Annotated in this window: 20 protein-coding genes and 1 tRNA gene; 11 read left to right on the plus strand and 10 right to left on the minus strand. The window is 42.5% G+C overall.

Annotation, left to right across the window (positions count from 1 at the left end):
• Window positions 1-20 precede the first annotated feature (20 nt).
• From IQ246_RS06950 to prfC, 4 genes are all read right to left on the minus strand, one after another.
• Complete coding sequence (locus IQ246_RS06950) at window positions 21-194, minus strand: hypothetical protein (protein WP_194001467.1); 174 nt, start codon at window positions 192-194, stop codon at window positions 21-23.
• A gap of 319 nt (window positions 195-513) precedes the next feature.
• The gene (locus IQ246_RS06955; protein WP_194001399.1) at window positions 514-1,014 is read right to left on the minus strand and encodes an RNA-binding protein; all 501 of its coding nucleotides are present in this window, start codon (window positions 1,012-1,014) and stop codon (window positions 514-516) included.
• A 665-nt stretch (window positions 1,015-1,679) separates the two neighbouring features.
• A complete protein-coding gene (locus tag IQ246_RS06960; protein WP_194001401.1) occupies window positions 1,680-3,983 on the minus strand; it encodes a M48 family metalloprotease in 2,304 nt (767 codons plus the stop codon).
• 111 nt (window positions 3,984-4,094) lie between these two features.
• Window positions 4,095-5,744: a peptide chain release factor 3 gene (gene prfC / locus IQ246_RS06965; RefSeq protein ID WP_194001403.1), complete on the minus strand. Its 1,650-nt coding sequence runs from the start codon at window positions 5,742-5,744 to the stop codon at window positions 4,095-4,097.
• Window positions 5,745-5,867: 123 nt separating this feature from the next.
• Between prfC and IQ246_RS06970 the strand changes: the two genes are divergently transcribed.
• From IQ246_RS06970 to IQ246_RS07015, 11 genes are all read left to right on the plus strand, one after another.
• Window positions 5,868-6,209 carry a DUF4870 domain-containing protein gene (locus IQ246_RS06970; RefSeq protein WP_194001404.1) on the plus strand — a complete coding sequence of 114 codons (342 nt, stop codon included), beginning with the start codon at window positions 5,868-5,870 and terminating at the stop codon, window positions 6,207-6,209.
• A gap of 634 nt (window positions 6,210-6,843) precedes the next feature.
• Window positions 6,844-7,824 (plus strand): porphobilinogen synthase, encoded by a 981-nt coding sequence (gene hemB, locus IQ246_RS06975; RefSeq protein WP_194001406.1) that lies wholly within the window; start codon window positions 6,844-6,846, stop codon window positions 7,822-7,824.
• A gap of 472 nt (window positions 7,825-8,296) precedes the next feature.
• Complete coding sequence (locus IQ246_RS06980) at window positions 8,297-8,572, plus strand: hypothetical protein (RefSeq protein ID WP_194001408.1); 276 nt, start codon at window positions 8,297-8,299, stop codon at window positions 8,570-8,572.
• Complete coding sequence (locus tag IQ246_RS06985) at window positions 8,559-8,975, plus strand: putative toxin-antitoxin system toxin component, PIN family (protein ID WP_244141951.1); 417 nt, start codon at window positions 8,559-8,561, stop codon at window positions 8,973-8,975. The genes IQ246_RS06980 and IQ246_RS06985 overlap by 14 nt, the downstream gene beginning before the upstream one ends.
• 360 nt (window positions 8,976-9,335) lie before the next feature.
• Complete coding sequence (locus IQ246_RS06990; protein ID WP_194001410.1) at window positions 9,336-9,626, plus strand: DNA-binding transcriptional regulator; 291 nt, start codon at window positions 9,336-9,338, stop codon at window positions 9,624-9,626.
• A 547-nt stretch (window positions 9,627-10,173) separates the two neighbouring features.
• Window positions 10,174-11,157, plus strand: a complete 984-nt coding sequence (locus tag IQ246_RS06995) for an alpha-ketoacid dehydrogenase subunit beta (protein WP_191756970.1) — start codon at window positions 10,174-10,176, stop codon at window positions 11,155-11,157.
• A gap of 83 nt (window positions 11,158-11,240) precedes the next feature.
• The gene (locus IQ246_RS30800) at window positions 11,241-11,375 is read left to right on the plus strand and encodes a hypothetical protein (RefSeq protein ID WP_255515479.1); all 135 of its coding nucleotides are present in this window, start codon (window positions 11,241-11,243) and stop codon (window positions 11,373-11,375) included.
• Complete coding sequence (gene secD, locus IQ246_RS07000; RefSeq protein ID WP_194001462.1) at window positions 11,351-12,766, plus strand: protein translocase subunit SecD; 1,416 nt, start codon at window positions 11,351-11,353, stop codon at window positions 12,764-12,766. The genes IQ246_RS30800 and secD overlap by 25 nt, the downstream gene beginning before the upstream one ends.
• Window positions 12,763-13,749, plus strand: a complete 987-nt coding sequence (secF, locus tag IQ246_RS07005) for a protein translocase subunit SecF (protein WP_194001412.1) — start codon at window positions 12,763-12,765, stop codon at window positions 13,747-13,749. The genes secD and secF overlap by 4 nt, the downstream gene beginning before the upstream one ends.
• 103 nt (window positions 13,750-13,852) lie before the next feature.
• On the plus strand, window positions 13,853-14,245 hold the full coding sequence (locus IQ246_RS07010) for a hypothetical protein (RefSeq protein WP_194001414.1): 393 nt from the start codon (window positions 13,853-13,855) through the stop codon (window positions 14,243-14,245).
• 112 nt (window positions 14,246-14,357) lie between these two features.
• Window positions 14,358-14,828 carry a GNAT family N-acetyltransferase gene (locus IQ246_RS07015; RefSeq protein WP_194001416.1) on the plus strand — a complete coding sequence of 157 codons (471 nt, stop codon included), beginning with the start codon at window positions 14,358-14,360 and terminating at the stop codon, window positions 14,826-14,828.
• Here the strand turns inward: IQ246_RS07015 and IQ246_RS07020 are convergent.
• The 6 genes from IQ246_RS07020 to IQ246_RS07045 all read right to left on the minus strand — a co-directional run bounded on the left by IQ246_RS07020 (window position 14,770) and on the right by IQ246_RS07045 (window position 19,907).
• The gene (locus IQ246_RS07020; RefSeq protein WP_194001418.1) at window positions 14,770-15,711 is read right to left on the minus strand and encodes a sensor histidine kinase KdpD; all 942 of its coding nucleotides are present in this window, start codon (window positions 15,709-15,711) and stop codon (window positions 14,770-14,772) included. The genes IQ246_RS07015 and IQ246_RS07020 overlap by 59 nt on opposite strands.
• A 227-nt stretch (window positions 15,712-15,938) precedes the next feature.
• Window positions 15,939-16,547: an L-threonylcarbamoyladenylate synthase gene (locus IQ246_RS07025; protein WP_194001420.1), complete on the minus strand. Its 609-nt coding sequence runs from the start codon at window positions 16,545-16,547 to the stop codon at window positions 15,939-15,941.
• Between the two features lie 101 nt (window positions 16,548-16,648).
• Window positions 16,649-17,542: a peptide chain release factor N(5)-glutamine methyltransferase gene (gene prmC / locus IQ246_RS07030; protein WP_194001422.1), complete on the minus strand. Its 894-nt coding sequence runs from the start codon at window positions 17,540-17,542 to the stop codon at window positions 16,649-16,651.
• Window positions 17,543-17,545: 3 nt separating this feature from the next.
• The gene (locus IQ246_RS07035) at window positions 17,546-18,379 is read right to left on the minus strand and encodes a Tic22 family protein (protein WP_194001424.1); all 834 of its coding nucleotides are present in this window, start codon (window positions 18,377-18,379) and stop codon (window positions 17,546-17,548) included.
• Window positions 18,380-18,996: 617 nt separating this feature from the next.
• Window positions 18,997-19,070: transfer RNA gene (locus IQ246_RS07040), tRNA-Pro, on the minus strand.
• A 285-nt stretch (window positions 19,071-19,355) separates the two neighbouring features.
• Window positions 19,356-19,907, minus strand: coding sequence for a GNAT family N-acetyltransferase (locus IQ246_RS07045; protein WP_194001426.1), 552 nt, complete (start codon window positions 19,905-19,907; stop codon window positions 19,356-19,358).
• Between the last annotated feature and the right edge of the window lie 482 nt (window positions 19,908-20,389).

Raw genomic sequence — 20,389 nt, forward strand, 5'->3', positions numbered from 1 at the left:
TACTTCTATCTTCTCTGAATTTAGATGGAATAATACAAAAAAGCATTCAGCATTATCTTTGAGAAGATAATGCTGAGGGTTGTAAAGTCGCTTATTCTCAATTCTTTAATAATTTTCTCAATGCGATCGCGTTCTCTGCCATCGCTGTTACCTGGAGTACTACCACCGCCAATAATTAGCTGAATGTCCCTCACTCTTAAGCTAAAGGAGATTTAGTTTTTTCTCTACCTTTGTGCCTTTTCCCAAGGCAGTTTTTGGTAAAATATATTTATGAAATAATTAGATTTTATTCTTAATGAATGTGGTTAGATATGAGATCTGATACCTCAGCCAATTCGCATCAGACAAACTTAGCCAAAGACTACATTTTATTCGATAGATTCGATAGATACGAGCGATCGCACTTACAAAAATAGCTGCAAGTATCTTGTCATTATGCAGCTAGGGAATAATTAAAAATTAAAAACCAAAAAAAATTCTGATTCTTAATTTTTAATTTCTCTCCCATAGGGATTAATTTGTGGTTTGTGCGGCTAGCATCTGCTTCAGCTTTTCTAATTCCGAAGCCCAACGGGGATCTGGACGAATAGCGTCTGACTCTGTAGTAGTAGTACTTTCACGAGAACTACCGCCACCACGACGAGGTTTTTTAGACCCTTTCTCGCGACGACTGCCTTCTTTATTGGGGCTAGGAGTGGGATTACCACTAATCGGGCTAGCAACTTTGGGAGCAGCTTGCTGTTCCTCGCTCTCATCACCCTTTGTACGAGGTAATGCCTTCTCTAGTTTGATGGCAGTATCTTTGAACAGCTGACCATTATACTTTTCAATTATTTCATCAGCTTGTTCGTCATTGTTGACGGTGAGAAAACCAAAACCACGGCATTTGCCAGTTTTTCGATCTTTAATTAGTTTAGTGGTGACAGCATCACCTTCTGCTGCAAAAACTGCTTGCAGTTCTTGACGATCTATTTCTTCTTTTGGCAAATTACCTATATATAGGCGAACGGACATGAACTATACCTCCAGAGTTGAACGAACATGGCAAGGCAAGAAAACAATTACTTGGCTTTGGCTTTTAAATAGATGCTATTGACCAAGACTGCCATAAACCAATTTTTTTTACTCCAAACTGTCAACCTATACAATACAGTTTTTCCTCGGGTTCAAGCTTGTTTAATCCAAAAGCTCGCACTATGCTGAGCTAATAACACCTTAATTCTAAGAATTGTAAATTTAATAGCCCACTGCCTGCCAAAATACACGCTTTCTTCAATGCCTTGTTTCGCAGAATTAAATACCATTCCTTACATTATCACGGTATTTTCTACGTAGCTAGTTCAGCGCATACATTTCCGACCATAGTATGATCGCATCGTAGCATAAAAGACATTTTTTTCTCAAGAGGGGATATTCGGAAACAAAAACCAGCCATTGGCTGGTTGATTTGCTGCTGTGTTGGGAGAATACACGTGGATTTATCAGCAAAAGCAGCCATATCCATAACAAGGCTAGTGCGCTGAGTTATGTTGGTTACTATTGACTATGTAAATAAATGTAACACTTGTAAAGAAAATATGCAACTTTTGTTTACATTTGCCGCTACGCGGAGTCCAAAGTCAATAGTCCACAGTCCAAAATTATTACTTAACTCTTGACCCTTGACTCTTGACACTTAACTATCCTGTGAGAAAAATGTATGCGCCCCAAGCTTGTGCGGCAACTGCCAAAACAGTAGACCAAATAGGATGAGGGCTATTAATAGTTTTACCACTTTGGGTTTGCAGAGTTTGGATGTCGATCCAGGGCGTTGCTCCTCGCCGAAACCAGCCTGTAACAGTAATCTGGCGACCGATTAAGTCTTGGTAATTAATCGACTGTCCCAGCCAAGAAATATGATGTAATTTCACCAAACCTGTACTAGATTGTAGGATTAGGTCTTGTGCTAGGCAGTTGCTAATGCCTTGACGACCTATTAGTTTTCCGACAAGACACACGCTGATGCTATCGATGGGTAGGGCAGATGGGTCAGCTAACAGACTGGGTAGGCAGTCATCAGTTTGTACGGTTGCAGGTTTGATATCGGGAAAAAAAGAATTCATCCGCATCACTGTACCAATGCTAAAGCTAATGAGGAGGCAACCTGTAATAAAAGACCAATCTTCGTATATCCATTTTAGGTTCAAAAACTTGAGTGCGAATGCTATTTGCCAAGTCAGCCAAATTAGACCTGCAAACAGAAAACCCAGAGGAATTCCCAACCAGGGAGCGATTTGTAATAAGAAAGACTGACGTTTAACTTTTAGAGATTGCTCACTATTAAGATTTAGTTCGGTTTCTAGATGCCAGTGGCGGGCTATTTGGCAGAGGCGTTTGATGCGATCGCCAATCAAAGGATGACTATTGTTAATAGTAAACCATCGGCGATAAGGATTAAGAGCGTCCCACATCAAGAAGGATTCAAAAGATAGATGACTAGCAATAGTACCCAAACAAAGGCTCTGTTGGTGTCCCACTGGTGTCAGGAGATTTAAGCTTTCCAACTGCCAACTGGTGTGTTCTTGCTTTTCGATATCTGCTGCAATGCCAATGGCAATTTTGATTAAGGCACGAATCAGAGCATTGGGATTACCAGTAATTTCAGCGGCGAGGCGATCGCTATAGTAAAGCCGTAAGCGCGATAACCACAGAGCAGTCCCAGTTAGCAAACACCACACTCCATACACAAGAGTAGCTAAGATTGTCACCGGCCAGCGCCAAATTCCTGATATGTTGTTTCCCCACTCCGATACTTGCTGATATAGCCTGTAAATCGTTAGTGTCACCAGCAACACCAGGGACATCACAACAAAATCCCCGTGAGCAATATGTCCTAACTGCGTAGCGTAGATAGTGGCGATTTCATCATCTGCAAGTTGCTCTAACAGCCCCTGACTCACCACAATTCGTGCATTACGTGGTAAATTACCATAAGTCAGAATAATTGGTGCAGCTATTGGCAGAATCAGCAGTTTGGGTAACTGCCAGCCTCGCTGTTGGCAAGAACGTTGTAACACTCGCACTGCTTCGCGACTATAGTTATTCAATACATCTTTCGATAACTGTCGCTGTCCGTAAAAGTTTGCCAGTAGCCGATCTAGCAACCAGGGTGACACTGCAAGCAAAATCGCCAATACTAGTAGCAATAATGGAGTGGAATCGCGGTATAAAAGCTGCAATGGCTCCAAAAATGGTAGTTTAACTAAAATCTGGTTAGTTAATCCCATTGCTAATTTGAGCATTTCCCGGATCACCCAAAACAGGGCGATGAATGTTCCAGCCGCTAGCAGCCGCAAGGGTATTAAGTTGAGCTTACGCAGGGGTTGCCATGCCTTGGCACGTTTTGCTTGTCGCCAATAAATAACGCCGAATAGTTTAGCTTGTGTGCGGCCCACAGATCCCATAAAGCCACTTAGTGAGGCAGTTGGTGAGATGTCGTGGTTCTTGGTTTCTGGAATTGTCTCTTTTGGCTTCTCTGGTACAACTGGAGCTTTGAGGCTACTAGGTGACACAGTAGGCGAGATGTCGTGGCTTTTGGTTTCTTTTAACGGAGGATCTTTCGGCTTCTGCTGTAACGCAGCATTCACTGGGGGAGAATCTGGGCGGGAATTATCAAAACTGACAAATCCAGTTTTAGAATTTTTTGATTCCTTAGATTCGATACTACGTTGTTTGCTTTTTGTCAAGTGTTCGAGAGCGCGTGTTGCCCACTCTTGAACTTGCGGATGATTACTCTTAGTGAGATTTTGACACAGGGCGATCGCCTTGGGGGCTTCGCCACTGCGTGCATAAGCCATCACTAAACCAACCTGGGCTTGCAAGCTAGCAGTCCCATTTTCCTGGTTGCTAGTAATAGGTTCTAGTTGAGCGATCGCTGTTTGGTAATTTCCTTGCTTGAGGGCAACTAAACCAGCCTCCAAAGACGATTCGGCATGTGAAGGCATACAAATTCTGGCACTCCAATCTCTTCTAGGTGATCCACGTTTGTTTTTGCAAAAGCGCGAACCTCGGATGCCGTGGAAATCAACCGCGCCCGGTTAGTCCTGTCGAGTGAATTATTCTTCCACTGGTTGTTGACTGGAAAATACCGGGGCGATGCCTACGGCGGGCTTCGCCAACGCGCTTAATTTCAACTCTGGATGGTCGCCCTGTAACTGTTGGCAATTCCATTCATTCCGGAATAACAATACTGGGCGTTCCATGGTGTCTTTGACTGTAGTGGTGTTGAATAAACGTCCCACCTGATTCAAAGCTTCCCAACCACCCTCAACCCAACGGGCGACACTATAGGGTAATAAATCTAGTATGGTTTCTACACCATACTCATTTTGTAAACGAAACTGCACCACCTCGAATTGCAACTGACCCACCGCCGCCATAATTGGATCGCGCTTTGCTTCGTCAATTGAGTACATAATCTGCACAGTACCTTCTTCTCTCAATTCTGCAACGCCTTTTTGGAATTGCTTAAACTTCGAGGGGTTGGGGTTTCTGAGAGTCGCAAATAGTTCTGGCGAGAAATACGGAATCCCTTCATATTCCAGTTTTTGTCCCGTGTAAATAGTATCCCCGATCGCAAATACACCGGGATTGTTCAAACCGATCACATCGCCAGGATAAGCCTCATCAATCGATTCTCTTTCTTGGGCAAAGAGTTTTTGCGGACGAGACAAGCGGACGACTTTACCAGTTCGGGCATGATTCACTGTCATATCTTTTTCAAACTTACCAGTGCAGACCCGGACAAAAGCCACACGATCACGATGCTTCGGATCCATGTTTGCTTGCAGTTTGAAGACAAACCCAGAAAACTCCGGGTATGTAGGGGAGACATCGCCAACGCTACTGTGGTGGGAACCGGGTTTGAGGGCATAGTCAAGGAAGTACTTGAGGAATAACTCTACCCCAAAGTTAGTCATGGCGCTACCAAAGAACACTGGCGTCATTTTGCCTTGATGTATCAACTGCAAATCTAGTTCTGGCCCTACTCCCTCCAACAGTTCTAAATCATTTTTCAGTTGGTAGTAAAGGTCTTGTTCCAGCAGTTCTTCAATTCTCGGATCACCTAATTCCACTATCGTATCACGGGCTTCTCGGCTGCCGTGGGCGCTACGTTCAAACAGGTGGATTTGTTGTTTGTGCCGATCAAAGACACCTTTAAAGCGATCGCCCATGCCAATCGGCCAGTTTACCGCATAGGTTTGCAATTTCAATTCTTGCTCAATCTCATCCAAAAGTTCCAGTGGTTCTCTTCCCGGACGGTCGAGTTTATTCACAAATGTGAAAATGGGCAGACCCCGCAGTTTACAAACCTCAAATAGTTTGCGGGTTTGAGGTTCCAAACCTTTTGCGGCATCAATTAGCATCACTGCATTATCGGCGGCAGCTAAGGTACGATAGGTATCTTCACTAAAATCTTGGTGTCCAGGGGTGTCTAGTAAATTTATTTGACAGTCTCGGTATTCAAATTGCAATACTGTCGAGGTAATAGAAATACCCCGTTGTTGTTCCATCGCCATCCAGTCAGAGGTAGCTTTGCGCTGTGCTCGTCGCGCCTTCACCGCCCCAGCTTCGTGAATTGCACCTCCATATAGCAATAGCTTTTCTGTGAGTGTAGTTTTACCCGCATCGGGGTGAGAAATAATCGCAAAGTTGCGGCGAAGTTCGACTGCTTGATGCAGTTCAGACTGAAGTTCAGTTGACATAATTGTATTTTTTTGCTTTAAACTTAATTTTTTTTACTCTAGCGAGTCTTTCAATCTTAAGACAATACATGCTCGCGATCGGGTCGTAATATAATTGAAAGCCATAATTAATGGGAGAAAAGAATGTACGACACAGATAAACGAAAGCTTTTATCCGCTCTGTCTCATGGAGCCATTTTTTTTAGCACTGCATTGATATCTGTAGGTGCACCTATTGCCATCTTTTTCGTATCCGATGATCCTGTTGTTAAGGAGAACGCCAAAGAATCCATTAATTTCCACTTTAATGTATGGTTCTATAGCTTGATTATTACAGGATTGGTTTGGATAACATTTGGCTTGTTGCTACCACTAGCAGGTCTTGGCTATCTATTACACTGGGGACTAACAATTTGGGCATTAGCACAGGTTTTTAGCAATCCTGATACACCCTTTCGTTATCCTTTGATTTTCCGAGTTTTATAGCACAAATTATGGTATTGAGCAATCGAGTCCCTGAAGCAATGCCTCATTACCCAAAGTCCAGTGATTAATTTGGTCAGATTTTTTTAGATTGTTTCTTTCAATTCGTCGGAGAGATGTCAACCAAGCTGTAAAATACAAAATTGCCCCACAACTTAATGAAGAGTAGGGCAAGGGACAGTTAAGCACTATTTGTAGTCTGTCTGACAGCAGGAACGTTTAACTTTGCTTTTGTGACGCTTTGTCTTGTGTCCATCAACATTCTTTAAAAGAGTCTAGTGTCACTTGCTTTCAAGTAAGCAGCAAAAGATGCTCTAATTTGTGGCAAGCTGTTCTAAAAAATACTCAACTGGCTATTGTTTTATACATCAGCTTCACTGTAGATGTTCAAGTTGTTGATGCATTTAAACAGCAAATAATAGGTTATCAGTTAGGTAAAACCAGCATATTTGACAGATTGCATCTAGTTACCCATAACTAGGGAACAGTTATCCTGTTGGAGTAGATGTTAATGTTTAATAATTAATAATTAATAGTGTGAATACTTGGCTTAAGGGCGTCGTACCATACTTCATGGGACAAGTAAGCACCTTTAATGCACCATTGACCCGCTTAGTCTTTACCTTTAAAAAGCTCTATGTTTCCGACACATCGCCCTCGTCGTCTGCGTACCCATCCCCAATTGCGCCGAATGGTGCGCGAAACTGTATTAACAACGAATGATTTAATTTATCCTTTGTTTGCCGTACCTGGTGATGGAATTGCTAATGAAGTCAAATCAATGCCGGGAGTTTATCAGCTTTCGGTAGACAAAATTGTCGAAGAGGCAAAAGAAGTTTATGACTTAGGCATTCCTGGCATTATTTTATTTGGTATTCCTGCGGATAAAGATGTAGATGCTACTGGCGCTTGGCATGACTGCGGCATTGTACAAAAAGCGGCTACTGCTGTCAAGGAAGCAGTGCCAGATTTAATTATCATCGCAGATACATGTCTGTGTGAATACACCAGTCATGGTCACTGTGGTTATCTGCAAGTGGGTGATTTGACAGGACGGGTTTTAAATGACCCTACCTTGGAGTTGCTAAAGAAAACAGCTGTTTCCCAAGCAAAAGCTGGTGCTGATATCATCGCACCTTCTGGGATGATGGATGGCTTTGTACAGGCAATTCGTGTGGGTTTGGATGAAGCCGGATTTCAAGACACGCCGATTTTGTCTTATGCTGCTAAGTATGCATCAGCTTATTATGGCCCATTTCGGGATGCAGCAGACTCGACACCGCAATTTGGCGATCGCAGAACTTACCAAATGGATCCTGGTAATGCTCGTGAAGCGATTAAAGAAATTGGACTCGATATTGCTGAAGGCGCTGATATGCTGATGGTCAAACCAGCTTTGGCATACATGGATATTATCTGGCGGGTGAAGGAAGCGAGTAATTTACCCGTTGCAGCTTACAATGTTTCTGGTGAATATGCGATGGTGAAAGCTGCGGCTCTCAATGGTTGGATTGATGAGGAGCGTGTGGTTATGGAAACTTTAACTGGATTTAAACGTGCTGGCGCTGACTTGATTTTGACCTACCACGCCAAAGATGCAGCGCGATGGTTACGGTAAACTACACAATTAAATAGTAATAATTTATCGCTATCGGAAGATCTCACGCATAGATGCAGCGGAAAGTCCATTTTAGTGTCTTGGTGTCTGAGCGTGAGATTATTGTATTGACTGCCAGGAGATTTTGCATATTTATCCATGAGGGAGCAACGCTCTAACAGTGAGGTGCTGAAACCTTGGACGTATATAGCTTGTTTCGGGATGCGTAGGCGTAGCCCAACCTAGGCATCGCAACTAAAAAACCAAGTTCTGTTGAGAATATAGAGGTGTAATTGAGAACTAAACCCCGATCTCACTTTTTCGCGTTGCTCCCGATCAAGACTTCGTTGGGTTATGTTTGGAGGTTTGGGAGAGCTTAAGCTTGCTTTCGTGGTCTTTCTAGATTCTGTATATTAACTCATTCATCAACTCCCTAATCCAAATAGCCTCCTGGGGGAGGGAACTCTGAGCCGAGGAAGTAACATGATGAAAGATGAGAAGTTATGGAAGCGAACAGACCATGATTACTAAAGAAGAAATTACCATCAAAGTTCCCTCTTTGGTAGCAGAGGCATACCGCAATGCTACAGAACAAGAACGCGAACAATTACAGCTTAAGATTGCGGCAATTATGCAGTCTCAACTGACAATAAAAAGACAAGAGTCCATTGCGCGTCTGAGAAACACGATGGATAAAGCAAGCCTTGAAGCACAAGAGCAAGGATTAACGCCTGAAATCTTGGAATCGATTTTGAATGATGACGAATAATCGACGGTTCGTTTTTGATACTAATGTGCTAATTAGTGCATTTTTATTTAGTCAAAGCCAGCCACGTCAGGCATTAGACCAAGCTCAGGATATTGGCGTTATCGTATTATCGAGTTCTGTTTTTTCGGAGTTAAAAGAGGTTTTATATCGTCCGAAATTTGATAGGTATCTCACTAAAGAAAGACGGCAAGAGTTTCTAGAAAATTTAACACAAAACGCTCAGTTTATTGATGTGACTGAGCAGATTAATGAATGTCGAGATCCAAAAGATAACAAATATTTGGAATTGGCATTAAGTAGTCAAGCAGAATGTATTGTTACTGGAGACGATGATTTACTAGTGCTAAACCCCTGGAGGGGCATATATATTCTGACTATTCAAGAATTTTTAGCCTCTAAGTAGCAAGAGTTACCCTATACTAGACAATGCATATTGTGATATCATGTGTATTTCTTACAAGTTTTGCGATCGCCTTCATCTAGTAACAACTAAGACGGTTGATTAATTATAGTTAATAAAGCACAGTTCATAGATGCTGTCTATGTAATAATACATAAACTGAGTGAGCGTCTACCTTTATTGCAAATGAGGCGATCGCTTCTTAAATTAAGATAGATCTAATACGTAAGTAGAGATTTACCTCGTTTGCCAGAGTGGGAAGTGATCGCTTATAAAATGAAGATAGTTAATAAATTTTTTTCAAATTGGCATTTAATGTCAATCTATTTAAAATATTCTTGATTTTCAAGGGGAGCATTAGATATGGATATGCAAGTCTTGAGAGAGCGTGCGGGCCTTAGCCGTGCAGAGGTTGCCTTCAGGCTTGCAATCAGTGAAACCAGTGTTCGCAATTGGGAGGCTGGGCGTACTGAACCGACAATGACGCCAAAAAAATATTTAGATGCTTTGCGTCTGTTCAAATGTACACCTGAAGAATTGGCAGCGGCAAGTGAAAAGTCAATTAATCAGCGGCATAAACGCAAACCAGGAAGACCGAAACGCTTTCCTGATAATCAGGTATCTCACGTGACTGATTCACCAGTTTGCAACTGATTACGCGCTAGATAAACTTTAGTAAGTACCTTCTTCTGTGTCGATACTTGAGAAAAGCTATAAAATCTAACTTATCCTCTCGCTTACTTCAGTGCAGTTATTTTAGAGTAATCGACTAGATGATTAATACTAATGTACTGGAAATTAACTTCCTAACATTTTTTATTGTTAATGAGTTTTAATTACTACTGTATTAGCATCTGTTGGTGACTAAATTTTTCCTGTACAAAGCTGCTCAAACTAGCAAAGTTGCTCCATCTTTCTAATACATTGTCAGTGCATAATTTACAGTATATTTACGTCTATTTTGGTTTGAGGAACAGCTTTGGTATAGTTATCTCGATAATTACTTCCTGCCTAGAGGCAAAATAGCAATCAGAGAGGAGAGAAATGAAAAAGGTAAAAAGATTTTACCTTTTATTTTTTATCCTCTGTAGCTTGGAGCGATTAGTTCAAACAACCTAATCTCTAACTAGTGCGATCGCTCACGGTATTTGCCAAAACGGCACGATAAAATTCTAAAACCATAATCGTACTAAAGGTCTAAATGGCAGAAACACTATTTTTCAACGCCTTACGGGAAGCCATTGATGAAGAAATGGCGCGTGACTCCAGTGTCTTTGTTCTCGGTGAAGACGTAGGACACTACGGCGGTTCTTACAAAGTTACCAAAGACCTATACCAAAAGTATGGCGAACTCCGAATTTTAGACACCCCCATCGCCGAAAACAGCTTTACTGGCATGGCAGTAGGAGCCGCCATGACTGGGTTACGACCCATAATCGAAGGCATGAACATGGGCTTTTTACTACTGGCCTTCAACCAAATATCCAACAACGCTGGAATGTTGCGCTATACTTCTGGCGGTAACTTTAAAATTCCTATGGTAATTCGCGGCCCTGGTGGTGTAGGACGGCAGCTAGGAGCAGAACATTCTCAACGACTAGAAACCTACTTCCAAGCTGTGCCAGGTTTGAAAATAGTCGCCTGCTCTACACCAAGAAACGCCAAAGGATTACTAAAATCTGCGATCCGCGATGATAACCCAGTGTTGTTCTTTGAACACGTTCTGCTTTACAACTTAAAAGAAGACCTGCCAGAAGAAGAATACCTGTTGCCCTTGGATAAAGCAGAAGTTGTGCGTCAAGGAAAAGATGTCACAATTATTACTTATTCCAGAATGCGGCATCATGTGATGCAAGCAGTAAAAACTCTGGAAAAAGAAGGTTATGACCCGGAGGTAATTGATCTAATCTCACTCAAACCGTTAGATTTTGACACAATCGGCGCATCAATACGAAAAACCCATCGAGTGATTGTTGTGGAAGAGTCCATGCGAACCGCAGGTATTGGAGCAGAAGTTATTGCCTCAATCAATGACCGCTTGTTTGATGAATTAGATGCGCCAGTACTGCGGCTTTCATCCCAAGACATCCCCACGCCTTACAACGGTAATCTGGAGCGATTGACAATTGTCCAACCAGAGCAAATAGTCGAAGCCGTAGAAAAAATGGTAGCCCAGCGAGTTTAGGCACTGGGGATTGGAGACTGGGGGACTGGGGGACTGGGAACAAAGAGAATAACCTATCCCCCATGCCCAATGCCCCATGCCCCATGCCCAATTCCCAATCCCCAATGCCCAATGCCCCATGCCCATCCCTAACTCATACTCATAACTCGATAAAAGAGCGCTATTATAACCTTTGTCAGTTGCGAGTTATGGTATGCAAAGACAGCGATCGCTATTAGTCTTGATTTTAGTCTTGGTAATCGCCGCTATTGCGGTGATTGCCACAATTCCCATACCTTTGGGGCTTGACTTGCGAGGAGGTTCACAGCTAACGATTCAGGTGAAACCATCAGCAGAAATTCCCAAAATCACCGAACGAGAATTGGAAGGTGTAAAGAAAGTCATCGAAGGTCGGATTAATGGCCTCGGTGTTTCTGAGCCAGTGATCCAAACAGTTGGTACAGACAAGATATTAGTGCAACTACCAGGGGTCAATGATCCAGAGCAAGCCGAACGAGTATTGGGAGGTACAGCACAGTTAGAGTTCCGTACACAAAAGCCGAATACAGAAACCCAACTGTTTGCTTTCCAAACATCACGAGCCGAATTGAAAGTAAAGCAACAAGAGTTGCGAAAGAGCAACGATAAAGCAGCAATTACTAAAAATCAAGAAGATTTACAGAAAAATAATCAAGCGATCGCCGAATTGTTTGAAAGCACCAACCCACCGCTAATTGGCAAATACCTCAAGGATGCTTATGGTGAACCCACTTCTCAAGGCAGCAATTGGAATGTTGCCATTCGCTTCGACCAAAAGGGTGGTGAACTGTTTGCGGAACTGACCAAAAGCCTCGCTGGTACTGGGCGTAGCATCGGCGTTTTTCTAGACAATGAACTGATTAGCTCTCCTGTTGTCGGCCCGGAATTTGCTGCCACTGGTATTACTGGTGGCTCCGCCGTCATTACAGGCAGGTTTACAGCACAAGAAGCTAACGATTTAGGTGTACAGTTACGCGGTGGGGCATTGCCCGTACCAGTAGAAATTGCAGAGATCCGCACTGTTGGGGCAACTCTGGGTCAAGACAGCATCACTAGCAGTATCTATGCTGGTATCGGTGGACTGACTTTAGTATTAATATTTATGGTGGTGTACTATAGACTACCAGGACTAATTGCCGATGTCGCACTACTGGTATACGCTTTGTTAACCTGGGCTATCTTTGCTTTATTGGGTATCACCCTGACTTTGCCAGGAATTGCCGGTTTTATCCTCAGTATTGGTATGGCGGTGGATGCAAATGTACTAATTTTTGAGCGGACGCGGGAAGAATTGCAAGCAGGCAAATCCCTATATCGTTCCATAGAATCTGGCTTTTACCGCGCCTTTTCTAGTATTTTGGACGGTAACGTTACCACAGTCATTGCCTGTGCTGCACTATTCTGGCTAGGGGCTGGTTTGGTGAAAGGCTTTGCCCTAACTTTAGCTTTGGGCGTAGCAGTAAGTATGTTTAGCGCCATTACTTGTAGTCGCACTTTCATGTTTTTAGCATATACAATTCCCGCACTGCGGAAACCAGAACTTTTCTGTCCGAACTTGCCAGTATCAAATAAGGCAGAGGTGGCGCGATGAAACTGAGTATTAACAAATCGCGATCGCTTTGGTGGACTATTTCTTGTGCCATTATCCTTGCTGGTATCATCTCAATGGTGATTTCTTGGCAAAGCCCGAACATTCGCGCACCCCTACGCCCCAGTCTGGATTTTGTCGGCGGTACACGATTGCAGTTTGAACGAGATTGTACTAAACCAGGTAATTGCGATCAGCCTATTGATATCAATGTCGTCCGAGAAGTAGCTAAAGAACAGGATCTGGGCGATAGCAGCATCCAAATTGTTGCTGACAGAGGAACAGGCGCAGAAAATGGCATATTAATTCGCACAAAAAACTTGGCTCGTGAGCAGCGTACCAACTTGCAAAAGGCTTTAAGTGAAAAAGTCGGCACTTTTGACGAGCAAAAAAACCAGCTTGACACAGTTGGCCCGACTCTAGGGGCAGAACTTTTTAGATCTGGAATAATAGCTCTGATAGTTTCTTTCGCAGGCATCATTATTTATTTGAGCTTTAGATTCCAGTTGGATTATGCTGTGTTTGCGATCGTTGCGCTATTTCATGATGTCTTGATTACAGCAGGAATTTTTTCGATTTTTGGTTTGGTACTAGGTACTGAAGTAGATAGTCTGTTCATCGTCGCCCTGCTGACAATTACAGGTTTCTCTGTTAACGATACCGTGGTAATTTACGATCGCATTCGTGAAACCCTGAAAATAAATCCCAATCGACCAATCGCTGACATTGTGGATGATGCGGTAAACCAAACTTTAGCAAGGTCTATTAACACGACCTTCACTACAATGCTGTCATTGTTTGCTATCTTTCTGTTTGGCGGCGAAACACTAAAAAACTTTGCCTTAGCTTTAATTATTGGCTTTACGGCGGGGGCTTATTCGAGTATTTTTATCGCCAGTACTCTTCTAACTTGGTGGCGAGAGCGCAGTGGTTCATCTGAGGTGGTGGCTAGTGCTGAATCGATTGATACATCTGCTAGTAATTAGTTGTTTGTCAAAAGTCAAAAATAGGAACGCGATTATACTCTTACGATAAGCAGCGCTAGAAGTGAGCGTAGCCGAAGCGTAGTCGTAACAAAACTTACAGCCTATGGAACAATCCGAACAACTTCCAGTAAATGACCCAGCTTTCGCTCAACAAGTACAAAGGCTACACCAGCTGACAGTATACGGCAGGTGGCTGTTTGTTTGCTGTTTGTGGCTAACCATTGCACCTGTTTGTCTGTGGGATTTACGTAGAGAAATTGCTCTTTGGCAACAATATTTTACTTGGGTGGCGGTGCGATATGGACTGTTCTACCATCCACTGTCTACTCTAGGTTTAGGCTTTTGTATTGGGATGACTGTTGCGGTTTTAGTTTGGCAAAGTCGGAATATTTTAGTTGGACTACCACAACAGGAAAAGCAACGTTTAGAAAAACAAGTTTTTCGGATCCGCCAGCAAGGAGCAACTCATCCTTTATGGAAGTGGGTTTGTCATTAAATATTTGAATGGATGATGAAATTTTAAAATAGTTGTTTGTAGATAAATATTCAGCGCTTTATAGCAAAATATGACTTAACAATAACCAAGATATTGCCATTAGGTGCTGTACATGAACTCTCCTCAGCTTCAATTTAGCGATCGCAAGTCTGAAATTGATCTTTGCCAACTCCAAGAACTGTTAAATGTTTCAGCTTTCTGGGCAAAAGGGCGCAGTCTTGAAGATTTAGGCATAGCCATTGCCAATAGTGATCCAGTAATTTCTGTCTCGCATGGAGACCGACTCATTGGTTTTGCTAGAGCTATATCCGATGGCATATATCGTGCCACGATTTGGGATGTTGTCATTCACCCAGAATATCGTGGTAGTGGGGTGGGAAGTAACTTAGTAGAAACCGTTTTGAGTCATCCCCGCATGAAATGGGTTGAGCGTGTGTATCTGATGACTACTCACCAGCAGGAGTTCTATGAAAAAATTGGTTTTGAACCCAACACCACTACCACGATGGTATTGTGCAGCCGAGCTAACCTTGTTTCCCTTTCTGCTCAAGAAGTGCAGCTTCAGAAATCACTAGGGGGATAGAGACTTGCAGTCTAACAAGCTCCTGCTCTGGTTCTTTAGAAATTGGAGAAGGCAAGATTTCCAGCTTTCCTCCCATAACTTCCACCAAAGTTTGATTAAGTAATAGCTTCATTCCTGGGGAAAGACCAGCGTTCTCTGCGTCCGTCCGAGATAACTTGTCTTCAGACTTGATCAAATCAATTGACTCACTCCAGGATATAGCGTGAGTTGGCACATCCAGCCAAATGTAAGCCAAATTACTTGTAGGTATAATACTACTAGAAATATAGATACTGCCTTCTTCCATCTGAGCAATAGCAGTGTCTACTAAATTTATTAATACTTGGCGCAGCCAACGGTGATCTGCCAAAACATAAATTTCTGGATCTGCGGCGGAGATTTGTAAAGAAAAATTGCGATTTGCTGCCAGCATATAAGTTAAGTCATAAACCTCCTCCAAAACTTGGGCTAATGGTCTAGGCTGAATATCCAATTTGTTAGTACCATGTTCGGTTCTAGCAACGCTGAGAATTTCATCCATCAGTTTGAGCAATTTTAGTGTCCGCTCGTGAGCTTGGGCAATGAATTCTCGCTCCTCCGCTGGATTTTCACACAGATCTGACAAAATTAGTTGATGTAAGCCAATTAGACCATTGAGGGGCGATCGCAATTCATGAGTAGTCCGCGCCAAAAAACCAGCTTTAAACTGGCTCATTTCTCTTGCCATTTGGTACGCCAGCTGCGTTTGCTGAATTTGCTGCTGGATTAATGGGACATGCTGTTGATCTAATGGCGCTACTGGGGATGAGCTAGATGAAGCGTTTGATGATCGCGCAAATAACCAACGAAAACCCAACCCCAGTCCTAGTCCTACTCCTAGGTATATCCAGTTGCTCCAATTCATAATTTGCCAATTTTCAACTTGTTAATTGACCACAACAGCGCAAAATAAAGTTCCGGATTTCCCAGTAGAGACGTTGCAATGCAATATCTCTACAATGGCCTATCTGTCGCATTCCTTTTTCAAAAAGGTATAATTTATTCTGCCTCCTGGGAGTTAACCAAGTTACTAATAACGAAATTTAGCTACAAGATATCAGACCAAAACCAGCAAAACAACATTATAGCTATCTATTTCTGGTTCTCAGTTGATAAATCTAGCTTGACTGCACCTTGACGCAAAATTTGCCAACCTATCCCTGTCCATTTAGCAACGGTAGAAGGTACACCAATCCCAGGTACTTCATCCTGACATTCTATAGTTGTTAGAGTCAAAACCTTGGAGAACTGAGCCTCAATTTCTGCCATCGTTTGTAAAGGTGGCTGACCAGAAAAATTAGCGCTAGTGCTGGCAAGAGGGCCTGTGTGCTTCAAAATAGTTTGGGCGATCGCACTTTTTGGTACTCGGATACCAATTGTCGTCGGATCATTGGGGTTCATAACTTTTGGTACGCGATCGCTCGCTGGCAAAACTAATGTCAATGCTCCGGGCCAATATTTTTCTACTACTTGTTGCCAAATTTTATACTCATCTTCACTACCTTTGACATAAGGCCATAAATCTTTAGCGCTAGCTGCCATCAATATCAAAGGTTTGTCCTGACTACGTTGTTTAGCTGCAAAAATTAATTCTGCTTTCTCTGGTACAGCTGCCAGCGCAGGAACAGTATCTGTAGGAAAGCTCACTAAGAGACCGGCACGTGCGCCAGCTACTAGGGTTTTTAGAGAAACTTGGGTCATCTTTACAAAGTTAGGAGTCAGGAATCAGAAGTTAACCACTACTTCTCAACTCATAACTTTACACTCATTACTCACTAGTAGAAACGCGATTAATCGCGTTTCTACTGAATACAGGCCAGGGCAAAACGTTTAATTCCAGCTAAATCAGCGTGAATTTGAATGTTGCAGTAGCTACCTTGATTTTGCAAAAGTTCTCGTACTGCATCCCCTTGTCCTGCCATCATCTCAATCAGCCACACGCCACCAGGTTGCAAATAACTGGGAGATATTTCTATCAAATGGCGGATGCAATCTAAGCCATCAGCGCCACCATTCAGGGCTAGATGTGGTTCATGGTTAACGACTTCCGGTTGCAGGGTAGGCAAAATACTGGTGGGGATATAAGGCGGATTCGACACCATACCACTAAACTGACCTTTGAGGACTTTTAATGGCTCCCACCAGCAACCTTGATAAAATCGAATTCGGTTAGCGAAACCTAAATTATGGGCGTTGGTTTGCGCGATCGCCAGAGCTTCAAGACTATAATCAACGGCGTGAATTGTTGCCTCTGGTAAGACATCTGCTAGTCCCAGAGCGATCGCGCCACTCCCTGTACCCAAATCTGCCCAGTGTCCTGACACACTGCTAGCAGCCGCCATAGCTAGATCAATTAAGCACTCTGTTTCTGGTCTAGGAATCAAAACAGCACTCGACACTGCAATTTTAAACTGTCGCCAAGGTGTAACTCCCGCAATGTACTGCACTGGCAAACGGTCATGTAATCGCCTCTGCCAAAGTTGATCTAACTCTTCTAGAGGCTGCTCCATCTGAATCTGAGGCCAGTTTTTGAAAGACTCCAAACGCAGTGCCAAACGGTCTAACCCAGCTATTTCTTGTAGAAGCCAATCCACTTCTGCTGGTGCGACATCAGAGGCGATCGCCGCTTGGATTGCCTCATAACGCCACTGCCAAAGTTGTAAACCAGAAACTATCTTTGGCTGTTGCTCCGCCATGTCTTAACGTTGCTGGGGCTTTGCAGGCTGTGAATTGTTTCGATTGGGAGCAGCAGGAGTGTTGGGTGTGCTATTCCTAGGCAGTGTCTTGATATATTCTCTAGACTCTGGGGATGGCACTAAGACAACTTGATTCAACCACGGATCGTTTTTATCTTGCAAAGTTTTAATAACCCCGTCTACGTCTATTACTTGAATATCAGCTTTGGGGTTCTTTGACTTCACCTGGTTCAATAAACCTTGTGCGTCTTGCTTACTCAAAAATAGAGGAATAAGTTGCTGATTATCAGCTGTCAGTTTAATAGGTACATACCCTTTATCTGGTGCAAATCTGACAGCAAAAACAGGCACGCTCTTGAATTGAGTTACCTGTTGTCCACTTTGGCGCAGCAACTCCATTGCTCCCTTAATCTCTTGCTCCACAGGTTTAAAAGCAAATAAAAGACGGTTTGGTTGGTTTTTGCTTTGTTGCAATTGCTGATAAATCACTCCCATAGGCACTGGTGTCACTTGTAGGTTTTTCACCATTGCGTCCAGTTTAGGGTCTTTGCCTTTTGCATTCTTCAGTTCGTTAATAAAAGCTTGAGCTTCTTGCCGACTCATATAAACGCCTGTCACCGAACCACCACCTTTCTGCCCATTTTGACCTTCAGGCAACGCACGACTTAGCGGTAAACCTTTGTCGTTAGTAATCAAGTAAACAGGTACTGAGTCTAATTTCTCTTTTATTTGCTGTTCTGACAATGCCAGCACTGGCACACTTGCACCAAGTACTGTTCCTAGTAAAGTACTACCGATTAAACCCCATGTCGCGCCCCAGCGAACCAATGATTTCATAATTACTCCTCGTATCAAAAGTTCAATTACGTTAGATGAATGGTTGTATTTGCACAACACTAACTTGTTTTAGTTATATAGCAATCAACTTGAGTTGTAAAAAACTCATGGTAGTTGTTGACTGTTAACTGCCAATGGTCAAAAAATTGACTGTACTAAAGTTGTGTTTTCCTTTTTTTTCGCCTGGTTATTCACTGCGAAATGCTATAGATGCCTATTATATGTCTTCTCAAGCAGTGAAAAATTTCCATGACCTTGGAGGTGATAAACACCATTTTATTGTCTTTCTCTGACACGTGTGACGTCATCTCTTAATCAATCGTTCCACCTGCTGTTAGCTGAATATGTGATTGAATTTATACAAAACGCGGTTTTGGAAGTCATTTACTCCTTAGCTATCTAACGTACCTGTTAGTCTTTAAAATTCGGCATAATAGTAGAAAAGCAAGATTTGTCTTTGACGGTAAATTAAGCAATTTAAATGCACATTTTAGCAATAAAATCTCTAGTCAATCCCTAATTAAAACAGAGTAAATTTTAATTTTTTTATTTCACATATCAATAAACCCCAGATTTACTAATGTATCTGGGGTTTAATAATTTAATGTTATGTAAAATCGGGATGACAGGATTTGAACCTGCGGCATCCTGCTCCCAAAGCAGGCGCGCTACCAAGCTGCGCTACATCCCGTTAGATAAATCTATTTTTTAATGATTTGGTTTTCGCTCGATATACAAACAATCAGGTTTCAGACTTATTATATCATATCAAGCGGGTAATTGCTCACAATTTTTACTGTCTGTAAAGATGAAAATTAATCATATCCTTACACAAATAAAAATTGTGAGCCGACTTAAACTTTACATAAAATTTGCTTGTTTGTCGGCTGAGTTGAGCAAAACTACACTAAAATTAACAGATTTTCTCTATAATAGCTGATTTTCTTGACCAAAGCTGTTTTATTTGGATCGAGCATTAGTGAGGATACCAAAACATACCTTTGATCCCTTCTGGATCAGCCATAAACCCCATAGTTCGGTAGAAATCTACAACATGTGGGTCGGCGAAGAGAGTGACATTGCTAATCTCTTCGCTTCTAAGTTTTTTGAGCACGTATTTCATCAGTGCTTTCCCCAGTCCTTGACTTTGAAAGTCTGGGTGAACTACCACATCCCAAATGGTGGCATTAAAAGCATGATCCGAGGTAGCACGGGCAAAACCGATGAGCCGTCTCTGGTTTCCTCGCACTTGCCACATAGAGGCAACGAGAAAACTATGCTCAATGGCTTTTTTCACTTTTCTCAGAGGACGGCGCGACCAACCAACTGCATCACAAAGCTCTTCTAGTTCATACAGGTCAATATCTCGCTCCGTGCTGAAGACAATACGAGTCTCCTTTGGAGAGGCTTCGCCAACGCTGCTAGGGCTGGAGTTGCCCACAGTTTCCGCTGTATGCTCTTCAAAGGAGGTTGTCCTAGTTGTCGCTACAGATTCAGGAGTACTAAACCAAGTTTTCCAAAAACCCATGCCAACGCGGTTCGGGTAGTATAACTGAATTGGTTTCCACTCTCAAGAGTGTTGATTTACGTTTAACATAGCTAGTACCATTTCTTCCCCCTAATACTCAAAATTTTTCGGTTATTTTCGGGATTTGCAATGGTAACAGCTAGTTTGAGCGTGTTTCACACCAATCATTTTCAACTTTAGCATTTTGTTGTAAAGCCTAGGAGAAATTCGCCAAAAGGGAGGATATGAGAGTGAATTGTATATAAGTGAAGGTATTAAGGATTGGAGAACAGGGGCTGGATATTTGGAAATAATTTATCGCCAGCCCCTATCTTTGAGATATGGAAAAAAATTCTGTGAAGACACGTAGTGCGACACACAAGGCGTAATTATCTCAGGCAAGCGAATTTATTCGTAGGGCTATATCAATTCACTAAAATTACTGCTACAAATCACTCTCCCTGCCTGCCATCTTTAGCAACCTTAAGGTGAAACGGTATTAC

It is taken from the genome of aff. Roholtiella sp. LEGE 12411 (assembly GCF_015206995.1).
Taxonomy (GTDB): Bacteria; Cyanobacteriota; Cyanobacteriia; order Cyanobacteriales; family Nostocaceae; genus Komarekiella.